The organism is Novosphingobium gossypii (genome assembly GCF_050433305.1).
Classification (GTDB): Bacteria; Pseudomonadota; Alphaproteobacteria; order Sphingomonadales; family Sphingomonadaceae; genus Novosphingobium; species Novosphingobium gossypii.
The window spans coordinates 266,540-289,915 of sequence record NZ_JBNPXM010000002.1; the positions used below are offsets into that span (position 1 = coordinate 266,540).

At 64.6% G+C, this 23,376-nt stretch carries 24 protein-coding genes; 9 read left to right on the forward strand and 15 right to left on the reverse strand.

Going from position 1 to position 23,376, the window contains the following annotated elements:
- Window positions 1-15: 15 nt before the first annotated feature.
- Window positions 16-1,587 (reverse strand): thioredoxin family protein, encoded by a 1,572-nt coding sequence (locus GGR40_RS06750; RefSeq protein WP_429275448.1) that lies wholly within the window; start codon window positions 1,585-1,587, stop codon window positions 16-18.
- Between the two features lie 128 nt (window positions 1,588-1,715).
- Here GGR40_RS06750 and GGR40_RS06755 point away from each other — a divergent pair, with 128 nt between their 5' ends.
- Window positions 1,716-2,999 carry a cystathionine gamma-synthase family protein gene (locus GGR40_RS06755; protein ID WP_429275449.1) on the forward strand — a complete coding sequence of 428 codons (1,284 nt, stop codon included), beginning with the start codon at window positions 1,716-1,718 and terminating at the stop codon, window positions 2,997-2,999.
- Between the two features lie 6 nt (window positions 3,000-3,005).
- Here the strand turns inward: GGR40_RS06755 and epsC are convergent, their stop codons facing one another.
- On the reverse strand, window positions 3,006-3,968 hold the full coding sequence (gene epsC, locus GGR40_RS06760; protein ID WP_429275450.1) for a serine O-acetyltransferase EpsC: 963 nt from the start codon (window positions 3,966-3,968) through the stop codon (window positions 3,006-3,008).
- A gap of 417 nt (window positions 3,969-4,385) precedes the next feature.
- On the opposite strand from epsC, the gene GGR40_RS06765 reads away from it, so the two are divergent.
- Window positions 4,386-5,018, forward strand: a complete 633-nt coding sequence (locus tag GGR40_RS06765) for a peroxiredoxin (RefSeq protein WP_429275603.1) — start codon at window positions 4,386-4,388, stop codon at window positions 5,016-5,018.
- A gap of 41 nt (window positions 5,019-5,059) precedes the next feature.
- Window positions 5,060-5,743, forward strand: coding sequence for a glutathione binding-like protein (locus GGR40_RS06770; protein ID WP_429275451.1), 684 nt, complete (start codon window positions 5,060-5,062; stop codon window positions 5,741-5,743).
- A 6-nt stretch (window positions 5,744-5,749) separates the two neighbouring features.
- On the opposite strand, the gene GGR40_RS06775 is transcribed toward GGR40_RS06770, so the two are convergent.
- The 3 genes from GGR40_RS06775 to GGR40_RS06785 all read right to left on the reverse strand — a co-directional run bounded on the left by GGR40_RS06775 (window position 5,750) and on the right by GGR40_RS06785 (window position 11,270).
- A complete protein-coding gene (locus GGR40_RS06775; protein WP_429275452.1) occupies window positions 5,750-7,471 on the reverse strand; it encodes a gamma-glutamyltransferase family protein in 1,722 nt (573 codons plus the stop codon).
- 87 nt (window positions 7,472-7,558) lie between these two features.
- Complete coding sequence (locus GGR40_RS06780) at window positions 7,559-9,889, reverse strand: TonB-dependent receptor plug domain-containing protein (protein WP_429275453.1); 2,331 nt, start codon at window positions 9,887-9,889, stop codon at window positions 7,559-7,561.
- Window positions 9,890-9,932: 43 nt separating this feature from the next.
- On the reverse strand, window positions 9,933-11,270 hold the full coding sequence (locus GGR40_RS06785) for a dicarboxylate/amino acid:cation symporter (protein WP_429275454.1): 1,338 nt from the start codon (window positions 11,268-11,270) through the stop codon (window positions 9,933-9,935).
- Window positions 11,271-11,710: 440 nt separating this feature from the next.
- On the opposite strand from GGR40_RS06785, the gene GGR40_RS06790 reads away from it, so the two are divergent.
- Window positions 11,711-11,944: a hypothetical protein gene (locus GGR40_RS06790; RefSeq protein WP_429275455.1), complete on the forward strand. Its 234-nt coding sequence runs from the start codon at window positions 11,711-11,713 to the stop codon at window positions 11,942-11,944.
- Window positions 11,945-11,949: 5 nt separating this feature from the next.
- On the opposite strand, the gene GGR40_RS06795 is transcribed toward GGR40_RS06790, so the two are convergent.
- Window positions 11,950-12,294, reverse strand: a complete 345-nt coding sequence (locus GGR40_RS06795; RefSeq protein ID WP_429275456.1) for a response regulator — start codon at window positions 12,292-12,294, stop codon at window positions 11,950-11,952.
- Between the two features lie 233 nt (window positions 12,295-12,527).
- Here GGR40_RS06795 and GGR40_RS06800 point away from each other — a divergent pair, with 233 nt between their 5' ends.
- Together GGR40_RS06800 and GGR40_RS06805 are read left to right on the forward strand one after the other, a co-directional pair.
- Window positions 12,528-13,253: a Crp/Fnr family transcriptional regulator gene (locus tag GGR40_RS06800; RefSeq protein WP_429275457.1), complete on the forward strand. Its 726-nt coding sequence runs from the start codon at window positions 12,528-12,530 to the stop codon at window positions 13,251-13,253.
- A 73-nt stretch (window positions 13,254-13,326) separates the two neighbouring features.
- The gene (locus GGR40_RS06805) at window positions 13,327-13,956 is read left to right on the forward strand and encodes a YbhB/YbcL family Raf kinase inhibitor-like protein (RefSeq protein WP_429275458.1); all 630 of its coding nucleotides are present in this window, start codon (window positions 13,327-13,329) and stop codon (window positions 13,954-13,956) included.
- A 72-nt stretch (window positions 13,957-14,028) separates the two neighbouring features.
- Here GGR40_RS06805 and GGR40_RS06810 read toward each other — a convergent pair whose 3' ends face one another.
- The 3 genes from GGR40_RS06810 to GGR40_RS06820 all read right to left on the reverse strand — a co-directional run bounded on the left by GGR40_RS06810 (window position 14,029) and on the right by GGR40_RS06820 (window position 16,480).
- Window positions 14,029-14,316 carry a hypothetical protein gene (locus GGR40_RS06810; RefSeq protein WP_429275459.1) on the reverse strand — a complete coding sequence of 96 codons (288 nt, stop codon included), beginning with the start codon at window positions 14,314-14,316 and terminating at the stop codon, window positions 14,029-14,031.
- A gap of 18 nt (window positions 14,317-14,334) precedes the next feature.
- On the reverse strand, window positions 14,335-14,583 hold the full coding sequence (locus GGR40_RS06815) for a hypothetical protein (protein ID WP_429275460.1): 249 nt from the start codon (window positions 14,581-14,583) through the stop codon (window positions 14,335-14,337).
- 94 nt (window positions 14,584-14,677) lie between these two features.
- Window positions 14,678-16,480: a chloride channel protein gene (locus GGR40_RS06820; protein ID WP_429275461.1), complete on the reverse strand. Its 1,803-nt coding sequence runs from the start codon at window positions 16,478-16,480 to the stop codon at window positions 14,678-14,680.
- A gap of 93 nt (window positions 16,481-16,573) precedes the next feature.
- On the opposite strand from GGR40_RS06820, the gene GGR40_RS06825 reads away from it, so the two are divergent.
- A complete protein-coding gene (locus GGR40_RS06825) occupies window positions 16,574-16,981 on the forward strand; it encodes a MarR family winged helix-turn-helix transcriptional regulator (protein ID WP_429275462.1) in 408 nt (135 codons plus the stop codon).
- A gap of 130 nt (window positions 16,982-17,111) precedes the next feature.
- Here the strand turns inward: GGR40_RS06825 and GGR40_RS06830 are convergent, their stop codons facing one another.
- The 3 genes from GGR40_RS06830 to GGR40_RS06840 all read right to left on the reverse strand — a co-directional run bounded on the left by GGR40_RS06830 (window position 17,112) and on the right by GGR40_RS06840 (window position 18,790).
- Window positions 17,112-18,035 (reverse strand): dimethylarginine dimethylaminohydrolase family protein, encoded by a 924-nt coding sequence (locus GGR40_RS06830; protein WP_429275463.1) that lies wholly within the window; start codon window positions 18,033-18,035, stop codon window positions 17,112-17,114.
- A gap of 19 nt (window positions 18,036-18,054) precedes the next feature.
- Entirely contained in the window at window positions 18,055-18,267 is a 213-nt protein-coding gene (locus tag GGR40_RS06835) for a hypothetical protein (RefSeq protein WP_429275464.1), read from the reverse strand.
- 97 nt (window positions 18,268-18,364) lie between these two features.
- Entirely contained in the window at window positions 18,365-18,790 is a 426-nt protein-coding gene (locus tag GGR40_RS06840; protein WP_429275465.1) for a DUF3597 family protein, read from the reverse strand.
- Between the two features lie 162 nt (window positions 18,791-18,952).
- On the opposite strand from GGR40_RS06840, the gene GGR40_RS06845 reads away from it, so the two are divergent.
- Window positions 18,953-19,516, forward strand: coding sequence for a DUF4142 domain-containing protein (locus tag GGR40_RS06845; RefSeq protein WP_429275466.1), 564 nt, complete (start codon window positions 18,953-18,955; stop codon window positions 19,514-19,516).
- 147 nt (window positions 19,517-19,663) lie between these two features.
- Here the strand turns inward: GGR40_RS06845 and GGR40_RS06850 are convergent, their stop codons facing one another.
- The 3 genes from GGR40_RS06850 to GGR40_RS06860 all read right to left on the reverse strand — a co-directional run bounded on the left by GGR40_RS06850 (window position 19,664) and on the right by GGR40_RS06860 (window position 22,773).
- Window positions 19,664-19,924, reverse strand: a complete 261-nt coding sequence (locus tag GGR40_RS06850) for a DUF6356 family protein (RefSeq protein WP_429275467.1) — start codon at window positions 19,922-19,924, stop codon at window positions 19,664-19,666.
- Between the two features lie 104 nt (window positions 19,925-20,028).
- Complete coding sequence (locus tag GGR40_RS06855; protein WP_429275468.1) at window positions 20,029-21,612, reverse strand: amidase; 1,584 nt, start codon at window positions 21,610-21,612, stop codon at window positions 20,029-20,031.
- A gap of 114 nt (window positions 21,613-21,726) precedes the next feature.
- Entirely contained in the window at window positions 21,727-22,773 is a 1,047-nt protein-coding gene (locus GGR40_RS06860) for an ornithine cyclodeaminase (RefSeq protein ID WP_429275469.1), read from the reverse strand.
- 145 nt (window positions 22,774-22,918) lie between these two features.
- On the opposite strand from GGR40_RS06860, the gene GGR40_RS06865 reads away from it, so the two are divergent.
- On the forward strand, window positions 22,919-23,359 hold the full coding sequence (locus GGR40_RS06865) for an Lrp/AsnC family transcriptional regulator (RefSeq protein ID WP_429275470.1): 441 nt from the start codon (window positions 22,919-22,921) through the stop codon (window positions 23,357-23,359).
- The last annotated feature ends 17 nt before the right edge of the window (window positions 23,360-23,376 follow it).

Below are 23,376 nucleotides of genomic sequence, written 5' to 3' on the forward strand. Positions count from 1 at the left end.
AATTTCTCTGGAAGTTCAGGCTGCGGCCTTGCCCCAGGCGTTGCACTGAGCCTGTCCCTCGCCCTGCGATTTGCAGACCTGCGCCATCTTCGCGGCAAGATTTGCCAGCACTGCGCCGCCATCGTTCGCGCGGCTCCATTCGCGTACCGCCTGACCCCAGGCCGACACCTTGACCCGCGTGCGCTGGTAGTAGCTGCCGGGATTCTTCGCCAGTTCGTTTATCACGGCCTGCGCCGAGGCTTCGACGGCGGCCTTGTCCCTGGGCGCCTGCCGCAGCACGGTACTCGAATAAGCGATCGCCCACTGGACGCGGGTGGCCGGTCCTTCCGCCGTTTCATACGCCTTGCGCGCCCAGTCGATCGCGGCCTTGCCGTCGCCGGTTTCCTCCGCCAGCGCCGCCAGTGACAGCATGTAGTAATAGGGCGAGGCGGAGCGCTTCAATTCGCCTTCCAGCAGCGTGCGGGCGCCCTTGTCATCGCCGGCCTCGTGCAGGAGATCGGCGGCGTTGGATATGGCGGACTGGCGAACCATCGCGTCCTTGGCCGCACTATCGACCCAGGCAGAACGGGCGCGGACCTTGGCCAGCACGGCGGCGGGAACATGGCCGGTTTGATCCTTGGCAAGGGCGATGTCCGCCGCCACCGTGCCCAGACGATCCGGGATCGGCAATGAGGCGTCGTCATGTATCCGGTCCAGCGCGGCGATCAATGCACTGCCCAGCTTCGCCCGTTCCGGTCCGGCGGAGAGTGCGGCGACCAGCGCAGGGACGCTGTAGCTCAGTTCCTGCCGGTTTGCCTTGACCTCATCCGGCGATGCAAGGACTTGCGGAAGGGTCTGGGTCAGGGCCGCCTGCCGGGCGGGCGGCAGCACCGGCTTACCGTTGGGCGAACCTGCCCCTACCGTCAGCGCAAGCAGAGTGAAGCGCCGCTTCAGCGGCCCGTCCGGCGCAGCTGCGGCCAGCCGATCCAGCACGGTGGCGGCACCACCCGTGGCGCCGAAGTGGCGCGGATCGTTCTGCCAGTCGAACCCGGAAAGCAGGCTCCAGTCGTCTGGCGTCAGGCGTGCAGGATCGCTGGCCGCTGTCGCCAGCAGCGTTTCGATGGAGGTCGTGCGCGAAGCGGCCAGTCTCAGGACGTCGGCGATGCGCGCCACGGTGGCGCCGCTGGATACGCGGGTGATCTCGGACCCGTCGGGCCGCAGAACGATCACGGTGGGATAGCCGCTGATCCCGAACTTCTCCCCCCAACGCTGCGCACCTTCGGAATCGCCATCGAGATAAACCGGCACGAAGGCGCGTGTCTGCTCGATGAAGGCGGGATCCTTGAACAGGGTCGATTTCAGCTGGTTGCACGGCGGGCACCACCGCGCGCCCCAGTAAAGGAGCACGGGCTTGCCACTCTCCCGCGCCTCGGAAAACGCATCGTCGACGTCGCCTTCGCGCCAGGCGATCGCGCCTTCGGCATGTTGTGATGTGGTCCCGTCCTTTGCTCCGGAACTGTCGGCCTTGTGGTTGCACGCCGCCAATCCCGTAACAGCGACAGTCGCCAGCATGAACCGGAGCCAGGCGCCCTTTCCAGCGTTCATCATCAGTACCAAATCCCGTTCACCGCATCGACCGTTCTGGACATAGCGCACTTCGTTGTTAAGTCTATCACGATGGTAGACAATCTGGTGCATGGTGGCGCACCCTCGTCCGCCCGGCAAGGAGAGAAGAGATGACCGCACCGCGTGAAAGCAAGACGCATATCGGAACGCACAAGCTGCACCCGGACACGCTGATGCTGAACTACGGGTACGACCCGTTCCTTTCCGAAGGCGCGGTGAAGCCGCCTGTATTCCTGACTTCCACCTTCGTCTTCCCCACCGCCGAAGAGGGACGCGATTTCTTCGATTACGTCGCGGGGCGCAAGGAGCCGCCGCCGGGACAGGGCAGGGGGCTGGTCTATTCGCGCTTCAACCATCCCAACAGCGAGATCGTCGAGGATCGCCTCTCCGTGTTCGAAGGGGCCGAAGCGGGCGTGGTGTTTTCGTCCGGGATGGCCGCGATCACCACGACGGTGCTGGCCTTTGCCCGTCCCGGCGACGTCATCCTCCACTCCCAGCCCCTGTACGGTGGCACGGAGACGCTGCTGGCGCGCACTTTCGCGAACCTTGGCATTGCCACGGTAGGCTTCGCAGACGGGCTGGACGAAGCAGCCATAACCGCTGCCGCCCGCCAGGCCGCCGCAGCGGGCCGGGTGTCCATCGTCCTTGTCGAGACGCCTGCCAATCCCACCAACAGCCTTGTCGATATCGCCCTACTGAAGCGGATTTGCGATGCCATAGGCGAAGAGCAGGGCCACCGCCCGCTGCTGGTTTGCGACAATACGCTGCTTGGGCCGGTGTTCCAGCATCCGCTGCAGCATGGCGCCGACATATCGCTTTATTCGCTGACGAAGTACGTCGGCGGCCATTCCGATCTGGTAGCAGGCGCGGCGCTCGGTTCGGCGGCGCTGATGCGTGAAGTGCGGCTGCTGCGCAGCGCCATCGGCACGCAGCTGGACCCGCACAGTTGCTGGATGCTCAGCCGATCGCTCGAAACGCTGGGGCTGCGGATGGAACGGGCCAACGCCAATGCGCAGAAAGCCGCCGCCTTCCTTCAAGGCCACGCCAAGGTCGAGCAGGTCGCCTACCCCGCCTTCTTCCCGGAAGGGTCTCCCCAAGCGCGCCTGTTCGCCACCCAGAGCACCGGCGCGGGATCGACCTTTGCTTTCGATATCGTGGGCGGGCAGCCCGCCGCGTTCCGCTTTTTGAACGCGTTGCAGATATTCAAGCTGGCGGTCAGCCTTGGCGGCACGGAATCGCTGGCCAGCCATCCGGCTACGACCACGCATTCAGGCGTCCCGGTCGACGTGCGCGACCGGATCGGCGTGCTGCAATCCACCGTCCGCCTGTCGATCGGCGTCGAACACCCTGACGACATTGTCGCCGATCTGGCGCAGGCGCTGGACGCCGCCTGATGGGGATCACTCTGCCTGCGGGCTGATGACCTGGTTCTGTTCGCGCGCCTGCAGGACGCGGCTTCCGGGCGGCACGTCATGGGTCAACCAGACGTTGCCGCCGATCTCCGACCCCGCGCCGATGGTGATCCGGCCAAGGATTGTGGCCCCTGCGAAGATCACGACGCCGTTTTCGATGATCGGATGGCGCGGGATCGCCTTGACCAGCATCCCGGTGTCTTCGGTCGGGAAGTTCTTCGCCCCCAGCGTGACGCCCTGATATATCCGCACGTTGTCACCGATGATCGCGGTTTCGCCGATTACCACGCCCGTGCCGTGGTCGATGAAGAAGCCCTTGCCGATCCGGGCGCCGGGATGAATGTCGATCCCGGTGCGCCCGTGCGAGATTTCCGAGATGATGCGCGCCACCAGCGGCGCCCCTTCGAGGTGCAGCGTGTGGGCCAGCCGGTGGTGAATGATCGCCAGAAGGCCGGGATAGCAGATCAGCACTTCATCCAGGCTGCGCGCGGACGGGTCGCCCCGGAAAGCCGCTTCGATGTCGATGTCCAGCAGGCGGCGTATGGCAGGCAGCTGATGGGACAACGCCAGGACGATGCGTGTCGCGCCATCTTCTATCGCCTGCGCATCGGGCGCGTCGAGGGTATAGGTCAGTTCAAGCCGCAACTGGGCGTGCAGGCGGCTGAGCGCGATCTGCAGGGTCTGGGTAACGAACTTGTCCTCGTTGTGCAGGCGCACGAAATCAGGCCCCAGCCGCAGCGGGAACAACGCGCCGCACAACTCGTCCATCACCTTCGCTAGGCGGACCCGCGACGGGAAACTTTCAACGCCGTATTCGGCATGATGGGTGTTGGCCTGCCGCCATTCGCGCCGAATGTCGGCCAGCTCCTGCACCAGCCCGGAGACGTTCCAGAAGTCCGCATCATCGGGGGCGGAACTCCCATCCAAGGGTGAAGTCGGCTCTGTAGTCATGACGAGAATGCCCGAAAATCAAGCCATGTCCCTGATGTCATGGCTATTCTCAACTAAATTTGTAGATTTACACGGTCAAGCCAGCAGCATCGTTTACCCGTCCAAGAAAACATGGTCGATGGCGAAGATGCACTTTCCTCCGTGTCGGGCGGCAATGATGGCTAGGGCGACCGCAAATAAATCTTGCCGTTGACTTGGCCATACGCCGGCATAGGTTTGAAGGGTCCGGGGCGCGGGTTTGTTCCCGCCGCTCTGGCCCGGCTGCCCGCACGCGCGGCGCCGCACCTTGCGCTCTGGCGCCTGTGCCCGGACGACAGCGTCAGGCATCGTATCCGTCCCGTTTCCACGCCGCTCTCCACGCGCCGGCTGCAACGCATCGCGCCGCAAGAGCCGGCCCGCCTTTTCGAAAGGTCCGACATGTCTCTCAAGCTTTCCGACACCGTTCCCGATTTCACCCAGGATTCGACCGAAGGGCCGCTGCACTTCTACGACTGGGCGGGCGACAACTGGGTGGTGCTGTTTTCCCATCCGCGCGATTTCACGCCGGTCTGCACCACCGAACTTGGCACAGTGGCCCGGCTCAAGCCGGAGTTCGACCAGCGCGGGGTCAAGGTGATCGGCCTGTCCGTGGATCCCGCCGACAGCCATGAGGAATGGTCAAGGGACATTGAGGAGACGCAGGGCACGGCGCTGAACTTCCCGCTGATCGCCGACCATGACCGCAAGGTATCGCAATTGCTGGACCTGATCCATCCGAACGCCTCCGATACCACGACCGTTCGGACCGTGCTGGTGATCGACCCTGCGCGCAAGCTGCGGCTGACCTTGACCTATCCCGCCTCTACCGGCCGCAACTTCGCCGAAATCCTGCGCACGATCGACAGTCTGCAACTGACCGACAGCCACAAGGTGGCCACGCCGGCAGACTGGCAGCAGGGCGATGACGTCATCATCGTGCCGTCCGTCAGCGACGAGGCGGCAAAGACGCTGTTCCCGGGCGGATGGGTCACCAGGAAACCCTATCTGAGGCTGGTGTCCCAGCCCGGCTGAAGCCGCCGCATCGTCAGCCGCCAAGGTACGAAAGGCCCGCCATGATCGACCTCTATTACTGGACCACGCCGAACGGTCACAAGATCACGATCTTCCTGGAAGAGGCGGGCCTGCCCTATCGCATCACCCCGGTCGATCTCGATCGGGGTGAGCAGTTCCTGCCGTACTTCCTTTCGATCGCGCCCAACAACCGGATACCGGCGATCGTGGACGATGATCCGGCCGATGGCGAACAGCCCCTCGCGGTCTTCGAGTCCGGGGCGATCCTGCACTATCTGGCTGAGAAGACCGGGCAGTTCCTGCCGCCCGACTTGCGCGGACGGACCGAGGCAATCCAGTGGATGTTCTGGCAGGTGGGCGGGCTGGGCCCGATGGCCGGGCAGAACCACCATTTCCGCCACGCCGCGCCTGAGCCGATTCCGTACGCCATCGAACGCTATAGCGCCGAGACAAGCCGCCTCTACGGGGTGCTTAACAAGCGCCTTGCGGACCGGGAGTATCTGGCCGGGACGGACTATTCAATTGCCGACATCGCCAGCTATCCCTGGATCGTGCCATGGCAGCGGCATGGCCAGTCGCTGGACCGGTTCCCGCATCTGCAGCGCTGGTTCGATGCCATCGGCCAGCGTCCGGCAGTGGCCCGCGCCTACGCTCTGGTGGCAGAGGTGAACCCCGGCGCCGACGTGCCGTCCGGCGTTTTCGTCACCGGGGCCGATACCCGCTAAGCGCTGTCAGAAACCGATGGCGCGGCCTTCGCGGCGGGGGTCGGCACCGCCCAGATAGCCGCCGTCTTTCCTGATGATCGCCTGAATGCCGGACTCCTCGCCCTTCGAGGTCGACAGCGGAAGATCGCGGGCGCTCAGCCCCTGCATGATGGTGCCCGGGAAGGGATCGGCGCTGAACTGCTGGCCCTTGGCGACAAGGTTGGGCAGCGCTGCCGATTCCTGCGGCGTCATGCCCCAACCCAGCATCGCTACCAGCACCTTCAGGTTGTAGGCCTGGATCGCGCTGCCGCCGGGCGACCCCGCTGCCGCGTGGAACGTGCCGTCGCGGTTGAGGACGATCGCCGGCGCCATGCTTGAGCGGGGACGCTTGCCCGGCCCCGGCGCGTTGGCGGCAGGCGTGCCATCGGCATCCGTCGGCGAGAACGAGGAATCGGTCAGCTGGTTGTTGAGGAAGAACCCGTCCACCATACGGCCCGATCCGAAGATCGATTCCACCGTGGTCGTCATCGAAACCACATTGCCTTTGGTGTCTACGACGATGAAGTGGCTGGTGCCTCCCGGCTCCAGAGTGTTGTCGGCGCCCCGATCCGGCGCGCCTTCGGGGTGGCCGAACGTCACCGGCCCGGCCTTCTCGCCGATCAGCGCGGCGCGCCGGGCAAGATATTCGGGCGCGAGCAGGCCCTTTACGGGCACGTCCACGAAGGCAGGATCGCCGACATAGCGGTCGCGGTCGGCATAGGCGAGGCGACTTGCCTGCGCGAATTCGAACCACGCCTTCTCGTCGGCCGCATTGCGCGCGGCGATGTCGGTGTGGTCGAGGATGCCCAGCGCGATCTGCAGCCCCGGCCCGCCGGAAGGCGCCTGAGGGGTGCACACCACCCACTTCAGGAACGGCTTGCAGAGCGCAGGCTTTACCGTGGGACGATAGGCCGCCAGATCGGCCAGCGTCATCGTGCTGGGGCGCGGCCCCTGATGAACGCGGTCGAGGATGTCCTGCGCCACCGGCCCGGTCAGCAGGCCCGAGGCGCCATAGCTGGCGATGCGGCGCAGGGTCTGTGCATAGGCGGGGTTCTTCAGGCGATCACCGGCCACATAGCGCGAGCCGTCAGCCTTAGTGAAGTAGCGGACAGTATCGGGCGCACTGGCCTGCGGAGCTTTGGACACGATCATCCCGGCAAGGCGCGGGCTGACGATGAAACCTTCGTCCGCCAGCTTTTCGGCCTGATCGAACAGATCGGCCCAAGCCAGCTTGCCATGGTCCCGATGCGCCTGGTCAAGCATAGCGATCGCGCCGGGAACGCCGGTGGAGATGCCGCCCAGCACCGCGTCGAAGAAGGGCAGGGGCTTGCCGTCATCGCCGACGAAGAGGCGATCCGTCGCGCCCTTCGGGGCGACTTCACGCCCGTCGTAAGCAGTGGTCGTGCGCGTTCTGGCGTCATAGTAGACCATGAAGCCGCCGCCGCCGAGGCCGGAACTCTGCGGCTCCACCAGACCCAGAACAGTCTGGATCGCCACCGCTGCATCGACGGCGGAACCCCCGCGCTTCAGGACTGCGAGCCCCGCCTCCGTCGCCACCGGATTGGCCGTTGCTACCATGGCATGGCGGGCGAATCCGGACTGTACCGGCTTTGCCGCTGCAGGAGGGGGCGTCGGCGCTTCGGCCGCTGCGGGTGCAATCGCGGAAAAGGTGAGGGCGGCTAGACCAGCGGTCAGGAGCAGGGCGCGCAAGCGGTTCTCTTTTCAGGTCGGCAAAAAAGTAACGGGCCTTGCGCCGCTACGGAAGGTTCCGCAGTGGCGCAAGGCCGCCTTGTCGGATTACCAGGTCAGGCCCGCGCGAACGTAAAGGTAACGCCCGTTGAAGCCGTAAGGCGAGTAGAACGGGAAGCTGGTCACGCCCGTGCTGTTGAGCGCGGCGGGAACCTTCTTGGGGTATACGTCGAGCAGGTTGTTGGCACCGACTGCCAGGTTGAAGGCACCTTCGCGGGGCTGGTAACGCAGTTCGAGGTCGGTGATGGCGCGCTTGCCGGTGTAGTAGTCGCTGGTTACCACGGTGCCCGGCTGCAGCACGTTGCCGTAGTACGTTACGCGCGCAGTTGCGCCCAGCGTATCGCCGGCCCAGTTGATCGTGCCTGCCACCTTTTCGCCGGGGGTGCCCTGCTCGATGGTCAGGATGCGGCTGCGGGCGAACAGGGTGGACAGCGGGCTGGTGGGCACGCGGGTGATCTTGATGTCGTTGACGTTGCCCGCGATCGTGAAATCGAAGGTGCCGGCGTTCTCGGTCACCAGCTTGTAGTTGGCGACGGCATCGATGCCCTTCGTGGTGCTGGCCAGTCCGTTGAGGAAGAACCGCGCGGCGGACACGCCGGGGATCGACGTCACCGGGATGTTCTCCGACAGGCCGATCTGGTTGCGGACATGGATGCGATAGCCGTCCACCGTCAGCGAGAACCCGCCGCTGCGCACGACGAAGCCGGCGGAGAGGTTGGTCGATTTCTCAGGCTCCAGAGCCCTGCCACCCAGGGCCGTGGCAGTGGGCGAAGTAGCGGGATAGGTGCCGGTGACGATCTGGTTGCCGTTCTGGATGACCGAGGTGATCGAGGTGTAATACTGCTGGATCAGGCTGGGCGCACGAAAGCCCGTGGACGCGGTGCCACGGATCGCGAAAGCAGGGCTGAAGTCGTAGCGGAGCGACAGCTTGCCGGTGCCGGTGGTGCCGAAATCCGAATAGTCCTCGCCGCGCCCGGCCAGCCCGACGAGCAGCTTGTCCGTGACCTGCGCTTCGAGGTCGAGGTAGATCGAGCCGTTCTGGCGATGCTCGCTGACTTCGTTGAGCGTGGAGAAGCCGGGGAAGCCCTGCGCGCCAGGCGTGGCGTTGGGAAACACGGTGCCATAGCCGTAGGAAGCAGGTTCGCCGGCCTTGATCTCGTAGCTTTCACGGCGCCCTTCTATGCCCCACGCCACGTTCAGCGACTGGAAGACGTCGAACTGCTTGGAGAAGTCTACCCCTGCGACCCACTGGTCGTAGATCGATGCGCCATCGTAGAAGTCGGTCTGGCTGGTCGCACCATAGGTGTAGTTCGCCGAATCGCGGGTCCAGTAATCGATCCGGTTGCGACCGTAGCTGACGTTCACGTCGGCCTTCCACCCGGCGATCTCGCCGCGCAGGCCGCCTGTTACGGTGAAGTCCTTGGAATGGGTGTTGATGAGCGGAAGGAAGCCATCGAGCCCAAAGGCGGCTGCGGCGCTGTCGAGGCGGGGGAACGCCGCCGAGGTGGAATCGCGATACTGATACCCGCCGAAACCGTACAGTTCCCAGGTATCGCCCAGCGGCTTGGCGGCGTTGACGTAGACCGAATAGCTTTCCACCTTCGGATCGCCGAAGCGGTTGTCCACCACCGGTGTCGCTAGACGAGGGTCCACGTCGCCCCGGCTGGTGGGATTGCGGTGGGTATATTCACCAGAGACGGTCAGGAAGCCGTCGCCGCCCAGCTTCAGCCCCTGCCAGCCAGATGCGGTGACGGTGCTTTCCCCGGTGACGTGGCGGCCGTCGCGCGCGGTGTCGATCTGCGTGTCGTAGATTCCGTAAGTGACGGTCGCCCCGCCGCCATGGTCGGCTTCGCGCAGGCGCAGGTTGACGACGCCGGCAATCGCGTCCGAACCGTACTGAGCCGATGCGCCGTCACGCAGGACTTCGATCGACTGGAGTGCGGTGGAGGGGATGGTGTTGAGATCGACCGCAGCCGACCCGCGCCCCACCACGCCGTTGACGTTGAGCGAGGCCGATGTGTGCGCACGCACGCCGTTGATGAGCACCAGCGTCTGATCCGGGCTCATGCCGCGCAGGGTGGCAGGGCGGATGGCATCGGTGCCGTCCGTCGCCGAAGGGCGCGGGAAGCTGATCGAAGGCACCGTGTTGGCCAGTGCGGTGGCCAGTTCGGTCGTGCCCTGCTGCTTCAGATCCTGCGCGGTCACGACATCCACCGGCGATGCGGTATCCAGCTTGGAGCGGCCCTGCGCACGGCTGCCGGTGACGACGATCTCGTCACCGCCGCCGATGCCCGTGGCAGCCGGGACATCCTGAGCCTGCGCCACCTGAGCCTGCGCGATGGCAGCGCTGGAAAGCACCAGTGCATTCGTGAACTTCATCGTGGTCTCCTCCTAAAGCGCGCCCTTTGCAGGCTGACGCAGTTTATACCTGAAGCGTATCGTCGGTTCGTGCGCGCGGGGCGCCATGGTCGCCGGTCGATTCCAGCAGACCAAGCCGTCTGGACACGATCACTGGCACCAGCACCTGCCCGGCGACGTTGACGGCGGTGCGACCCATGTCGAGTATTGGGTCGATCGCCAGCAGGAGCCCTGCTCCCTCAAGCGGCAGGCCAAGGGTGGACAGGGTCAAAGTCAGCATCACCACGGCTCCGGTCAGTCCAGCCGTGGCGGCGGACCCCATGACGCTGACGAACGCGATCAGCACATAGTCCGAAGGCTGCAGTGCCAGCCCGTAGAACTGGGCGACGAAAATGGCGGAAATGGCCGGATAGATGGCCGCACAGCCATCCATCTTGGTGGTCGATCCCAATGGCACCGCAAAGGCCGAATAGGCACGCGGGACACCGAACCGCTCGGTCACTTCTTCGGTGACAGGCATCGTGCCGACCGAGGACCGCGACAGGAAGCCGATCTGGATCGCAGGCCAGGCAGTGGCGAAGAAGTGGCGTGGGCTGATCCGATGTGCCGCCAGCAATGCGGGGTAGACAACGAACAGCACCAGCGCGAGGCCGATGTAGATCGCACCCGCAAAAGATCCCAGCGCCGATAGCGCGTCCCAGCCATAGCTGACCACGGCGTCCGCCAGCAGTGCCGCTGAGCCGATGGGCGTCAGGGCGATGAGCCAGCGCAGAAGCTGGCGCAGCACGAGGTTGGCAGAGGTCACGAACGTCAGGAACGGCTCTGCCTTCGCGCCGATCCGCACGGCTGCAGCGCCCACCGCGACGGCTGCGATGATGATCTGGAGGACGTTGAAGGAGACCGACGTGGCCGCCTTGCCGTCGCTCAGTGTCGTCGATGCGGACAGCCCAAGGTAGTTCGCGGGCACCAGTCCCTTCAGGAAATCCAGCCAGCCACCGACCGAGCCTGGCCTTTGCGCCGCGCTGCTATCGATCCCGGCATGAAGGCCGGGCTGGATGATCAGGCCCAGCGCGATGCCGATGGAAACTGCGATCAGCGCGGTAATGGCAAACCACAGCAGCGTGTGCACCACCAGCCGTGCAGCATTGTCCAGCCCGCGCAGGGCAGCCACAGATGCGATGATCGCGGTAAAGACCAGCGGCGGCACCAGCGTACGCAGCAGTTGCACGAAAATTTGCGCGATCGTGTGGAATGTCGCCGTAGCGCCCATCACCGCGCCGCTTTGCGGATCGAGGCTGCGCACGATCAGTCCGGCAGCAAGGCCCAGGATCATGCCAAGCAGAACCTGTACGCCAAAGCCGGGCAGGCGGATACGAGGGGCGGAAGCGCTATCGGCAGACATTCAATTCAGCTTTCGACCGCCGTGCGGCATGTCGGCGCGGCGGTAAGAGAGAAAATGCAGGTTCATGCAGGTGATCCTGGCGCGGAAACGTCGTGTAAAGGTCACGCGTTCCATCTGGAAGCCACCCTTGGCATGCCGCAGACGTTCGAGGTACTTGCGGGCATTGGGACGCAGATGATCTCAAGAACTTTCCTGGCAATACAAGCACTGCCCAGCGGGCAGCATTCGATCAACTCTATCTAGACGGTAGACATATTTGGTCAAGGAAATCAGGTGCTCACGGGCGCAAAGTATGATTGGGGCTGCTGAAGGAAATCTTGCTGGACCGTTGCTGGCGAGCGGCAGGATCGCCATACCTGCCCCGGTTGACTCCAAATCTCAATCGAATAAGTTGAGAATAGGCGGTGACGAAAGCGCATCGTGTCTGGAAGGAACGGGTCATGCTTCATAACGATTTTCATGTCGTGCGAGTCGGCACGGACTGGGCGGTTCGGATTGGTGGGGAGGCGCTCGCTGCGTTCGCAAGCCAGAAGGCAGCGCTCAACCGGGCGATCGATGCTGCGCACGAGGCGGGCATGGCGGGCAATGCCGCGCAGGTGCTTGTGCAGGATGGATTTGCCGAACATCGCGCCGCGTGGGTGTTCGGGCGTCACCCTTACCCACCGACGGCCTGAAACCCCTATCGCTGGCGCGTTACCAGCAGGTCGGCCAGACGATCCACCGGTCGGCCGGGCTTCATCACCAGTGGAATGTCCGAGGCATGGTCCTGCAGCCCTGCCGGCAGGCCGGTTCCGCTGTATACGATGAACGGCACCATCGCTTCGCGCAGTCGAAGTGCAAGCGGGGTGACATCGCGGTCAGCCAGATTGGCGTCGACGATGGCTGCGGCGATGCTGCAGCCATCCAGATGGCAGAGCGCCTCTGCCACCGTAGCGAACGGCCCGGCCACAAGGCCGTCAGCTTCGACCACTTCATCCGAAATGAGCATCGCGATCAGGGGATCATCCTCGACGATCAAGACCATCAAGCCCGACAGCATGGGGTTCCTCTGAAAAACAGGAAAAGGCACATGAGCATACCCAACGGAACTAACATACGTTAAGTTCCTTGGCTTAATACATAAATGTGCCGTACCTTCAGAGCGTCTCGCGGGTTCACCGCTCTATGGTCTGGAGGAAGCTTGCGTTCCCGGCCATCACCGCTGTCAGCCGGCCCTCGACGCTGGCCGACTGCGTTCCGCTGAAAGGGAGCTTGAACATGGCTTCGGCATTTCTGCGAAAACTGGTGTCGGCGGGCGAAAGCCGCAATGCTCTGCCGGCCGAAGATCGCGATCTGGTGCTGAGCGTGTGTGACGACGTCCGGCCCTGTGGCGCCCGGCGCGACATCATCAGCGAGGGGGACCGGCCCGACTATGTCCACCTGATGATCGAGGGCTGGTCATGCCGCTACAAGATCCTGCCCGATGGATCACGGCAGATCACCGCTTTCCTGGTGCCCGGCGATTTCTGTGACGTGCACGTCACCCTGTTCGACCAGATGGACCACAACATCGGCGCGCTGAGCGACAGCCGGGTCGCGTTCATATCGCGGGCGCGGATGAGCCGGCTGATGGAACGTCCGCGTATTGCTCGCGCCTTGTGGTGGTCAGGGCTGGTGGACGAGGCGGTGCTGCGATCGTGGATCGTCAATCTTGGTCGCCGCGATGCATTCGAGCGGGTCGGTCATCTCATTTGCGAGATGCATGCCCGGCTGCGCAATGTCGGGTTGGCGCAGGACGGTGCTTTCACGATGCCTCTGACGCAGGAGGAACTGGGCGATGCAACCGGATTGACCCCGGTGCATGTCAACCGCACCCTCAGGCGGCTGCGCGAAGAACAACTGGCCACGTTCAACCGACAGCGCATATTCATCCCCGATGTCGGCATCTTGCGTGAAGCAGTGTCTTTCGATCCCAATTACCTGCACCTGCCGTCGCAAGTCTGACCGGGATCATCCATCTGCGGGAGCCGGGAGCGCCCGTCGCGCATTGCACCTTCATCGATGGAAGGATGACGAAATGCTGGAACATGTCCCCGCCTGGCTGGGCGCTCTGCTCAAGAACGTCCGCGCAGGCCACGCCAAACTGGCGATCGTGAAGGAAGATCATGGCGAGCGCATGATCCCGCTTTCCAGCCCCGCCTTCGCTGACGGGCAGCGGTTGCCGATCCGGTTCACCGCCGATGGAGAAGGCATTTCGCCGCCGCTCGTATGGGGGGCCGTGCCGCCGCAGACCGTCAGTCTGGCCCTGCTGGTGGAAGATCCCGACGCCCCCGCGCCGAACCCGCTTGTTCATGCGCTGGTGTGGAGCCTTCCGCCCGATCTGAACTCGCTTCCGGAAGGTGCGATTATTGCCGATGGGACCGGGGGCGCAGATGGCCGGGACGTCGGGCGCAACAGCTATTTCGTTGAGGGCTGGCTTCCGCCCGATCCGCCGACCGGGCATGGGGCGCATGACTACGTGTTCCAGTTGTTCGCTTTGTCGGAAACGCCTGTACTGGATGCCAATCCCGGTAGGTCGGAGTTTCTCGACGCCATTCGCGGGCACGTGCTGGCGGTAGGCCTGCTGGTAGGCACTTACTCGCGCGGAGACGCGGCATCATCGCAGCCGGACATCGCCACGGGCACATTGCGGGCTGCCGGAACCTAGACCGCCTTGTCCATCACGGCAGGACGAGCACGCGTTAGAAGCGATGACCGTCCTGCCGGATGTTGGTGCCGATCAGCCGCCCGATGCCGAATCCAGCGCGGCGCGAACAGCTTGCGACGTTTCGGGATCGTTGATGTCCACTGAAACGGTGATGCCACCCGCCAGGGCGGCATCGTCGCGACCATCTTCCAGAGGCACGGGAGCGTCGCCTCCGCTCAGGCTGTCCCCCGCGCTGTTCTCGTCACCGGCGGAGGCGACGAAGATGTCGGTTCGCGCGAGCCCAACCTGCTGGACGAGCCGCTCAACCGCCAGTTCGGCATCTTCGCGTGTGGCGTAAGTCTTCTCGATGCTGGTGCTCATGATTGCCGCTCCCGCCAGTCAGGATGCATAGCCGACGGGCTGGTCTGCCGGCTTGAAGGTGACGGGACGCAGCCCTTCCAGGTCTTCCGGCGGGACATGGCCGTGCGGATCGGGCCGGAAATGCGGGTCTGCACGGGCGTGATTGTCGCGCTGCAAGTCTGCACCGAGATCGGTCGGGGCATGTCCGGCGGTGGGATTGGCTTTACGGTCGAGCAGCTTCTTGCCGGCAAATGCCGCGATGCCCAGAAGAGCGAGCTTACGGATCATTCCAATGGCCTTTCCAAAAAGGGGAGATGCACCTTCAAGGCGCGGGTCGCCTCCCCGGTTCCGGCAGGTCTGGCAAAGTCATCACGTTCGGCGGTCAGCCGTGCGACAGGTTCGCCGGTTTGGGATGCCGACCGCTGCGAAGGTTTTCCGCAGAGCGATGTGCATGGCGCGTCTTCAGCAGATCGTGTCTGGTCAGAATGCCGATCACCCGTCGGCTTGCGGGATCGACAATCGGGATGCGCCCGCAGCCGGTATCGACCATCATGTCCGCAATCCGGCTGATGGCGTCCTTCGGATTGCCGGACGGCACCGACACGTCCGACAGCATCTCTGCCATGGTCGCGCCCGCAGGGGCACCGCCCACTTGCCAGCGCAAGGCGTCCAAGCGGGAAACCATGCCCAGCAGACGCCCTTCGTCATCGACGACCGGGTAGCTGCGGTGGCGGCCTTCTTCGCCGAAGAATGCGCATGCCTCCGCCGCGGTCATCGTCGCGGGCAGCGTGTGCGGGGCCGGCGTCATCACCTGCTCCGCCTGCAGGAAGTCCAGAGGATCGACCGTATATTCCTGAAGCACATGGCGTCCGCGACGGGCGATTTTCTCAGTCAGGATCGAGCGGCGCATCACCAGTACGCTGACGCCATACGCGCTGGCCGACGCAGCCATGGTCAGCGGGAGCATGGCAAAGTCGCCGGTCAGTTCCACGGCGAAAAGGGCAGCGGTCAGCGGTGCGCGCATGGCGCCGCTGAGGATCCCGGCCATGCCTGCCAGCGCCCACAGCGCGCCGCCGCCCGGCAGCATCTGCCCCAGCAGGAAGCCGAGCGCGCCACCCATCAGCAGCAGAGGCGCCAGCACGCCGCCCGAAGTCCCGGACCCCAGGGCAATCAGCCAGACCAGCGCCTTGACGACCAGCAGCGCCACCGCCACGCGGATAACCAGCGAACCATCCAGCAGGGCGCGGATGCTTTCGTATCCGGCGCCGAGGACATGCGCGTCGCACAGGCCGCCGATGCCCACGGCGATACCGCCGAGTGCCGGCCACCACATCCAGTGCAGCGGCAGGCGGGCGAAAATGTCCTCTACCCGGTAAAGCCCGTTCGACAGCACGGCAGCCTGCAGCCCTGCCAGTGCGCCCATGACCAGCGCGATGCCCAACAGTTCGGCATTAAGCTCCATCGCGTGATGGACGGGGAACATCGGGCCGCTCTCGATCAGCACGGGCCGCCAAAGGAAGGATACCAGCACCGCGATCACCACCGGCACGAAGCTTCGGGGCTTCCATTCGAACAGCAACACCTCGATCGCCAGCAGGATAGCGGCCATCGGGCTGCCGAAGATGGCCGTCATGCCCGCCGCCGCGCCCGCGACGAGCAGCGTCTTGCGTTCGGCGGCGCTCAATTGGAACGATTGGGCGAACAGCGATCCAATCGCGCCACCGGTCATGATGATCGGTCCTTCGGCGCCGAAGGGACCACCGCTGCCGATCGAGATCGCCGACGACAGGGGCTTGAGCAGCGCCACTTTCAGCGACAGCCGGCTCTCTCCATAAAGGATGGCCTCTATCGCTTCGGGGATGCCGTGGCCCCGGATCTTGTCCGAGCCGAACCGGGCCATCAGCCCGACGATCAGGCTGCCGATGGCCGGCACTACGACCAGCCACACCCCCAGAGCGTTATCGACTATCGCGGCAGGGGAGCCGTCCAGCCTGCCGAACCAGAACAGATTGGTCGCAATGGCGATGGCCTTTATGAGCACCCACGCTCCGAACGCGCCGCCGCTTCCGACCACGAGCGCGGCCGCCGCCAGAAGCAACATGCGCCAATTGGCACTGTGATCGGCCAAAGGGCGATGGCTGGACGACAAGGCGGGCAAAGAATGGGCAGCGGGCGACATGGTCATGACTCGGGACAACGAGGAAAGTGCGCCATTTATATCGTAATACGATATTTATCAACGGTTGACAAAGCGGTGCCCTGATGGGGACTTGGAGCGATGACCGCCGCGCTTACAGATGCCGATTACGCGGCCCTTGCCGACTTCCGTTACGCACTCCGCCGGTTTCAGGCTTTCAGCGAAGCGGCGGCGGCCGAATGCGGACTTACGCCCCAGCAGCACCAGGCTCTGCTGGTGATCCGCGCCAGCGATCCCGTGTCCGCGACAGTGGGGCGGGTGGCGGAGCGGCTGATCCTGAAACCCCACAGCGCCACCGGGCTGGTCGATCGTCTCGTCGCACTGAATCTGGTGGAGCGCCGGCCCTCGGTTCACGACAAGCGCCAGTCGTTGCTGGCGCTGACCGATCTGGCTTACGCCCATCTCGAAAAGCTCAGCGCCACCCATCGCGACGAAGTGCGCCGCCTGCGCCCTATGCTGGTGCAGATGTTGGATCGGATGGAAGGATGAGGGCGCGCGATTGCCGTCTCAGCGTAGCCTGAGGCGAGCGCGACATTCGCGGATGACGCCCGCACCTTGGCCTTAATGGCTCCGGCTGGCAGCAGGGCAAGGTTTGCCTGCGTTCCGTGACCCAGGGCATTCAGTCGATGCCCGCGCTTTTCGGTTCGCGGCGCAGCGGCATCGTCAGGCAATGGATGCCCCCTCCGCACGCAGCAAACTGCGACGTGTCCACTTCCAGCGCCTCGAAACCCGATTGGCGCAGTCGTTCCGCCACGTCAGGCAGGCCCGCGCTCATCACGATGGTGTGGCCATCGACCGACAGGACGTTGCACCCCAGACGCCGGGCATCCTTGTAACGTACTGGCAGAAGTTCGATGCCTTCTCCGGCAATGGCCTCAAGGAACGCATCGTCTAGCACATCGACGCAGGCAAGCGCGCGGTGATCGTCCAGCATGCAGAACATGGTGTCCAGATGCAGGAAATGCGGATCGAAGGCATAGCGCAGTACGCGCCAGCCATGTCGCTCGAAGCGGGCGGCAAAGTCATCCGCTCCATCAGGCGTTGTCCGTTCGCCCGACATGCCGACGATCAGCAGACCGGGCCGGGCGATGCATACATCGCCACCCTCGATCGTGCCTTTGGTCACCCGGTCCCGCACGGCAACGCCTGTGCGGGCAAGTGTGGCCAGCATATGATCCACCTCTGCCCGGCGGTGCGGCAGGGCCGGGTTCAACCCGACCAGGCCCCAGGGCGTCGTCACAGCAGCATCGCGAGTGAAACACTGATCTGCGAAATCAGGGTGGGCAGGCAGCGCGTGACACCGCACTCCGCGCCGGGTCAGTGTCTCGACCAGCTGCGCATGCTGTGTCCGCGCCAGTGCTGCGGATACTTCGAAGCCGTTGCGGATGCTTTCGCGCGTGACGGAGCAGCAGGGCACTGCAGACAGGCTGGACGGACCGCATAATACGACGTCGGTCAGGCGGTCCGTCTCGCCTGAGACCGTGGCCTTGATCGGTGCAGTTTGCTGATGAAAGTCATGCTGGCGGGAAAAATCCATCTTCATCGTCGGTGCCCTCCTGCGGTCAGGCCTGCGGAGCGGGCGGACGCTTCACCACCTGCCGGGCCCATTCGATCTCTCCGGCATCGGGGGGCGTTTCTTCGGATGGGCCGTCGGAAGGCGCGTCGGCAGATGGCTGATGCGGAACGGCTGTGTCTTCGGCAGGCGGCATGCCCTGAACGCCGCCGAGAGCCTCGTCGATGGCGGCGTCGTCAGGGCCTTGGTTCTTGTCGGACATCGAATTCTCCTCGGTCGATCAACACTGCCGGTCAAACGCCGTTCCGCCGCGTTGATCTCGTTGAAGAATTCGATGTGCCGACACGGGGCGAGCCTTGTCAGCCTCGCAGATCGTCGGGCACTATGCCGCCGTTCTCGGCCAGCTTGTTCATGACCGCCTTGTGCAGCGCGATGTTCTGCTCTGCAGATCCGTGTTCGCCTGCATGGACATTCAGCTCCTCTGCCAGTTCCTTGCGCGCGGCGAGGCTGGAATCGAGGTCCAGCAGCTTGAGCAGATCGACGATGGAGCTGCGATAGTTGCCGCCGTGATCGCTCTTCATCCCTGCCATGGCATCCAGCACTGCGCCGACATCGACGGACTGCTGCGCAGGTGCGGGGGCAGGCGTCGGGGCCGATGGCTGTGGCGGCGTTGCCTGCCCCGCAGCCGGTGCGGACTGGGGTTTCGGTGCAGCGGGGGCGGGCGTGGGGGCCTTTGCAGCGTCGCGGTGGAAGACCTTGTTCAGGATGTTCCCGAAGATGCTCATCTGTGTTTCCCTCGTGATGGAGCGACGCCGGATGCGCGGCGTCCCCGGTGCAACGTGCGAAGGCTCCAAATGGTTTTCCGGCCCAGGTTGGTTTTGCGGAACGTTCATGTCGATTGGTCGTTCAGCCATCGTCCCGAACCATCCAACGCGGAGCGAGAAGTCATGAAGCATCACCTGCTGCTTGCGGCGTCCCTTGCCGTCGTCAGCCTTGCCGGCTGCAAGAAGGAAGCCGAGCCTGTAGCCACTGCCACGTCGGAGGTTGCTGCGGCGGACACCGGCGCTGCGGTTGCCACCGATCCCGCGCAAAGCCCCGGCCAGTCGTTCGCCAATGTCGCCGCAGCAAGCGACGCTTTCGAGATCGAGGCTTCGAAGCTGGCGGCAACCAAAGCGACCGCCGCCAAGGTGAAGACGTTCGCCGAACAGATGGTGAAAGCCCACACCGATTCCACCGCCAAGCTGAAGGAGGCCGCCGCCAAGGCTTCACCGCCGATCACGCCGGTGCCCACCCTGACCGCAGCTCAGCAGGCGCAGCTGGACACGCTCAAGAGCAAGTCGGGAGCCGAGTTCGATCGCGCCTACGTCGATGCGCAGGTGACTGCCCATCAGGCGACGCTGGATGCTCTGAACGGGTACTCCGCCGGTGGCGACGTGCCTTCGCTGAAGGATTTCGCCACAAAGCTGGTGCCGATCGTCACCGCCCACCTCAACATGGCCAAGGCGCTCTGACCGGACAGAAACCCGCGCAAGGCCCGTTGCAGGGGTCTGGAGACAGCCGTCTCCGGGCAAGGGCGACGGGCCGTTTGCGCACCGCCTGGTATTTGCGCAGCACGATAGAGGCCTGAGCCCGCCAGCCTTGCTCAGGGGGCGGAGCGGCTAGATTTCGTATTCAAGCTGCCAAGGCGACGTGGCGGTGACTTCGGAACGTCGGCGCGGGGTGCGGTTCCTCATTTCGCCGTAAAGCTTCTTTACGATCTCGCTACCGGTGCGTGTCAGAAGGCCGGGGACCAATCCGTGCACGATCGCTGCCAGACCAGCTCCGATCATCAGCACGCCGAAGCGGGTGGCGACGTACCAGTGTTCGCCGTAGCTCTCGTCCACCGACTTCGGGTGATCGACAAACAGTTTCCGGAACAAGAACGCCTCCTGATTGCTGCCATGGCTCTCGGCAAATGCCGGCATCATACCGTCCGCAACGCGGTCCGATCAATGGTCTGCCGTGAACGGCCGGCCAAATATCGTCAGCGGCCTCGGCTCTTGAGAGCGGAAGGAAGGCTGGCGGCGATCCAGGGCGATGCCTTCTCATAGGCGTGGCCGACCTGCAGCACCGCAAGATCCGCATGCCGCCTGCCGATGATCTGAAGGCCGATGGGGAGCTTGCGGGCGCCGCCGAAGCCTGCAGGGACGGCCAGCGCGGGAAGGCCTGCCATGGTTGCCGGCAGGGTCACTTCCATCCAGCGGTGGTAGCTGTCCATCGGCTTTCCGGCGATTTCGGTGGGCCAGTGCGTGGCGACGTCGAACGGGAAGACCTGCGCGGTCGGTAGCACCAGAAAGTCGAACTGCTGGAACGCGGCTTCGAATGCCTGATAGATGCGCGTGCGCCCTGCCGATGCTGCGGCGAGTTGCGGGCCGGTGAGATTCATGCCGCCCTCGACCTCCCAGATGGCTTCCGGCTTCATCAGCGCGCGCTTTGCCGGATCGTCGTAGAATGCCTGAAGGTCGGCGCCGACTGACCAGTGGCGCAGCGTTGCGGCGGTGCGCCACATCGCGTCCGCCGGTTCGGCCAGCGTGGCTTCATCCACCTGCATGCCGATTGCCTCGAACGCGCGGAGCGCCCTGGTGCAGGTGTCCATCACTCCTGCTTCCATCGGGAGCGCGCCGCCCAGATCGCCAAGCCACCCGATCTTGCCGCCTTTCCAGTCCCGGTCCAGCGCGCGCGCGAACACCGCTGGATCGCCGCCCAGCGAGAACGGTGCACGGGCATCTTCCCCCGCCTGGACCGACAGCAGCATCGCCAGATCGGCAATGGTGCGGCCCAGCGGCCCGGAAGTCGCGAAATTTTGCCAGAACATGTCGCTGTTTGGCACCGATGGCACGCGCCCGAAGGACGGACGCAGACCAAAGACGTTGTTCCAGCCGGGCGGGTTGCGCAGCGATCCGCCAAAGTCACTGCCGTCTGCCACCGGCACCATGCGCAAAGCCAGCGCCACCGCGCCGCCCCCGGTGCTGCCGCCCGCCGTGCGGCCATGGGCATAGGCATTGTGCGTAATCCCGAAGACCGGGTTGTAGCTGTGCGATCCCAGCGCGAACTCGGGCACGTTCGTCTTGCCGATGAACACGGCCCCGGCCTTGCGCATCCGGTTGACCACGAGGCTGTCGGCAGCGGGAATGTTGTTGCGCAGGATGGGTGAGCCCTGCGTGCTGGCGATGCCCTTCACGGGCGCGGTGTCCTTCACCGCATGGGGGAAGCCGTGGAGCGGGCCGTGGAAACGACCGGCGGCAGCGTCCTCGTCCATGGCAGCGGCCTGGCGCAGCAGCGCGTCGCCGTCCACACGAGAGACGATGGCGTTGAAGCGAGGGTTCAGCCTGTCGATCTGGGCCAGATGCGCGGCCATCACTTCGCGACTGGACACTTCCTTGCGATGGATCGCTGCCGAAAGGTCGGTTGCGTTCATCATGACGATATCGTTGGACGCACCCCCTGCGGCGACCTTTGCCAAAGCAGGCGTCGCAGCGGCGGTCAGCGCGACGGGCGCTGCGGCGCCCGCCCTGGCCAGAACCGTGCGGCGGTCCATGGTCACGCGGTCAAGGATCGTATCGCCCATCGTCATTCATCTCCAGCCCGGGGTTGGGCCTGCTTGTTCACTGCGGCAGCGGCAGGGTAAAGGTCCAAGTTCAGGTGGGCACGCGGGACCACGCCCACCCGGCAGGCCATCGGATCAGGCGGCGCGCTGAAGCATGCCGAACAGGTCACGTGGATCGTCGGGGTCGGCGATGATGTCCAACTGCTGGCAGAACGGCGTGCCCTCCAGCTTGCCGAGCAGATAGCGCAGGGCCGAGAAATCCTCGATCGCAAATCCCACGCTGTCGAACAGGGTGATCTGGCGCGCGTCGGTGCGGCCCGGCGCCTCGCCGCTCAGCACCTTCCAGAATTCGGTGACCGGGTACGATGCGTCCATCTGCTGGATCTCGCCCTCTATGCGGGTCTGCGGTTCGAACTCCACGAACGTGGATGCCCGGTCGAGGATGTCGCGGTGCAGTTCGGTCTTGCCCGGGCAGTCGCCGCCGATGGCGTTGATGTGGATCCCGGCGCCGACCATGTTGTCCGACAGGATCGTGGCATAGGCCTTGTCGGCGGTGCAGGTCGTGATGATCTGCGCGCCTTCGATCGCCTCCTGCGACGTTTCGCAGGTCACCACCTTGAGGCCCGAGCCGGCAAGGTTACGCGCGGCCTTTCGGGTGGCCCGTACGTCGATGTCGTAGAGGCGCACTTCCTCGATGCCAAGGATGGCCTTCATCGCAATCGCCTGGAATTCGGCCTGCGCGCCGTTGCCGATCATCGCCATCACCCGCGCATCCGCTGGCGCAAGGCGGCGGGCCACCATCGCCGACGTCGCCGCCGTGCGCAGCGCCGTCAGCAGCGTCATCTCGGTCAGCAGCAGCGGATAGCCGGTGTCCACCCGCGCCAGCAGGCCGAAGGCGGCCACCGTCTGCAGGCCCCTGGCGGTGTTGCTGGGGTGGCCGTTCACGTACTTGAAGGCATAGGCATCACCGTCCGAGGTCGGCATAAGTTCGATCACGCCCTCCTGCGAATGCGATGCCAGGCGGGGGGCCTTCTCGAACAGGGACCATCGCAGATAGTCGGCCTCGATCGCGTCGGTCAGTTCGCGCAGCACCGCTTCGATCCCGAAGTGGTGCACCAGCCGCATCATGTTCTCGACGCTGACAAAGGGGATGAAGGCAAGCGGGGAGGGCGGCGGCGCCATGGGGCATGTCCTTTAAACGATTGATCGCCGTAGACCCTAGAATGCGCCGATGCTGGTAAAAATCGCAGAACTGCCTTGCAAACGGACAGATATCGGGCAATTTGCTCAGCTATATTGAACATTCTGCGCAGCATCAGGGTAGCCCATGTCATCTTCGGCAAAATTCATCCCTGACGATCTCGACCGTCGAATCATCGGCCATCTGCGTGCTGACGGGCGTGCATCGCTGTCGAAGCTGGCCGATGCGCTGGGCGTGGCGCGTGGCACGGTGCAGAGCCGGCTGGACCGGCTGATCGATACCGGCACCCTGATGGGCTTCACCGTTCGCATTCGCGACGACTACGATGACCTTTCCGTGCGCGCGGTCATGATGATCGAGATCACGGGAAAGTCGACCACACAGGTCATCCAGAAGCTGCGCGGCATGGTGGAGATACAGACGCTGCACACCACCAACGGCAACTGGGATCTGGTGGCGGATATCCGCACCGGCAGCTTGTCGGAGTTCGACCGGGTGCTGCGGCAGGTGCGGATGATCGACGGTGTGCTGAACAGCGAGACCAGCCTGCTGTTGAGCACGGTGTGATCGATGGCTCGCCCGGC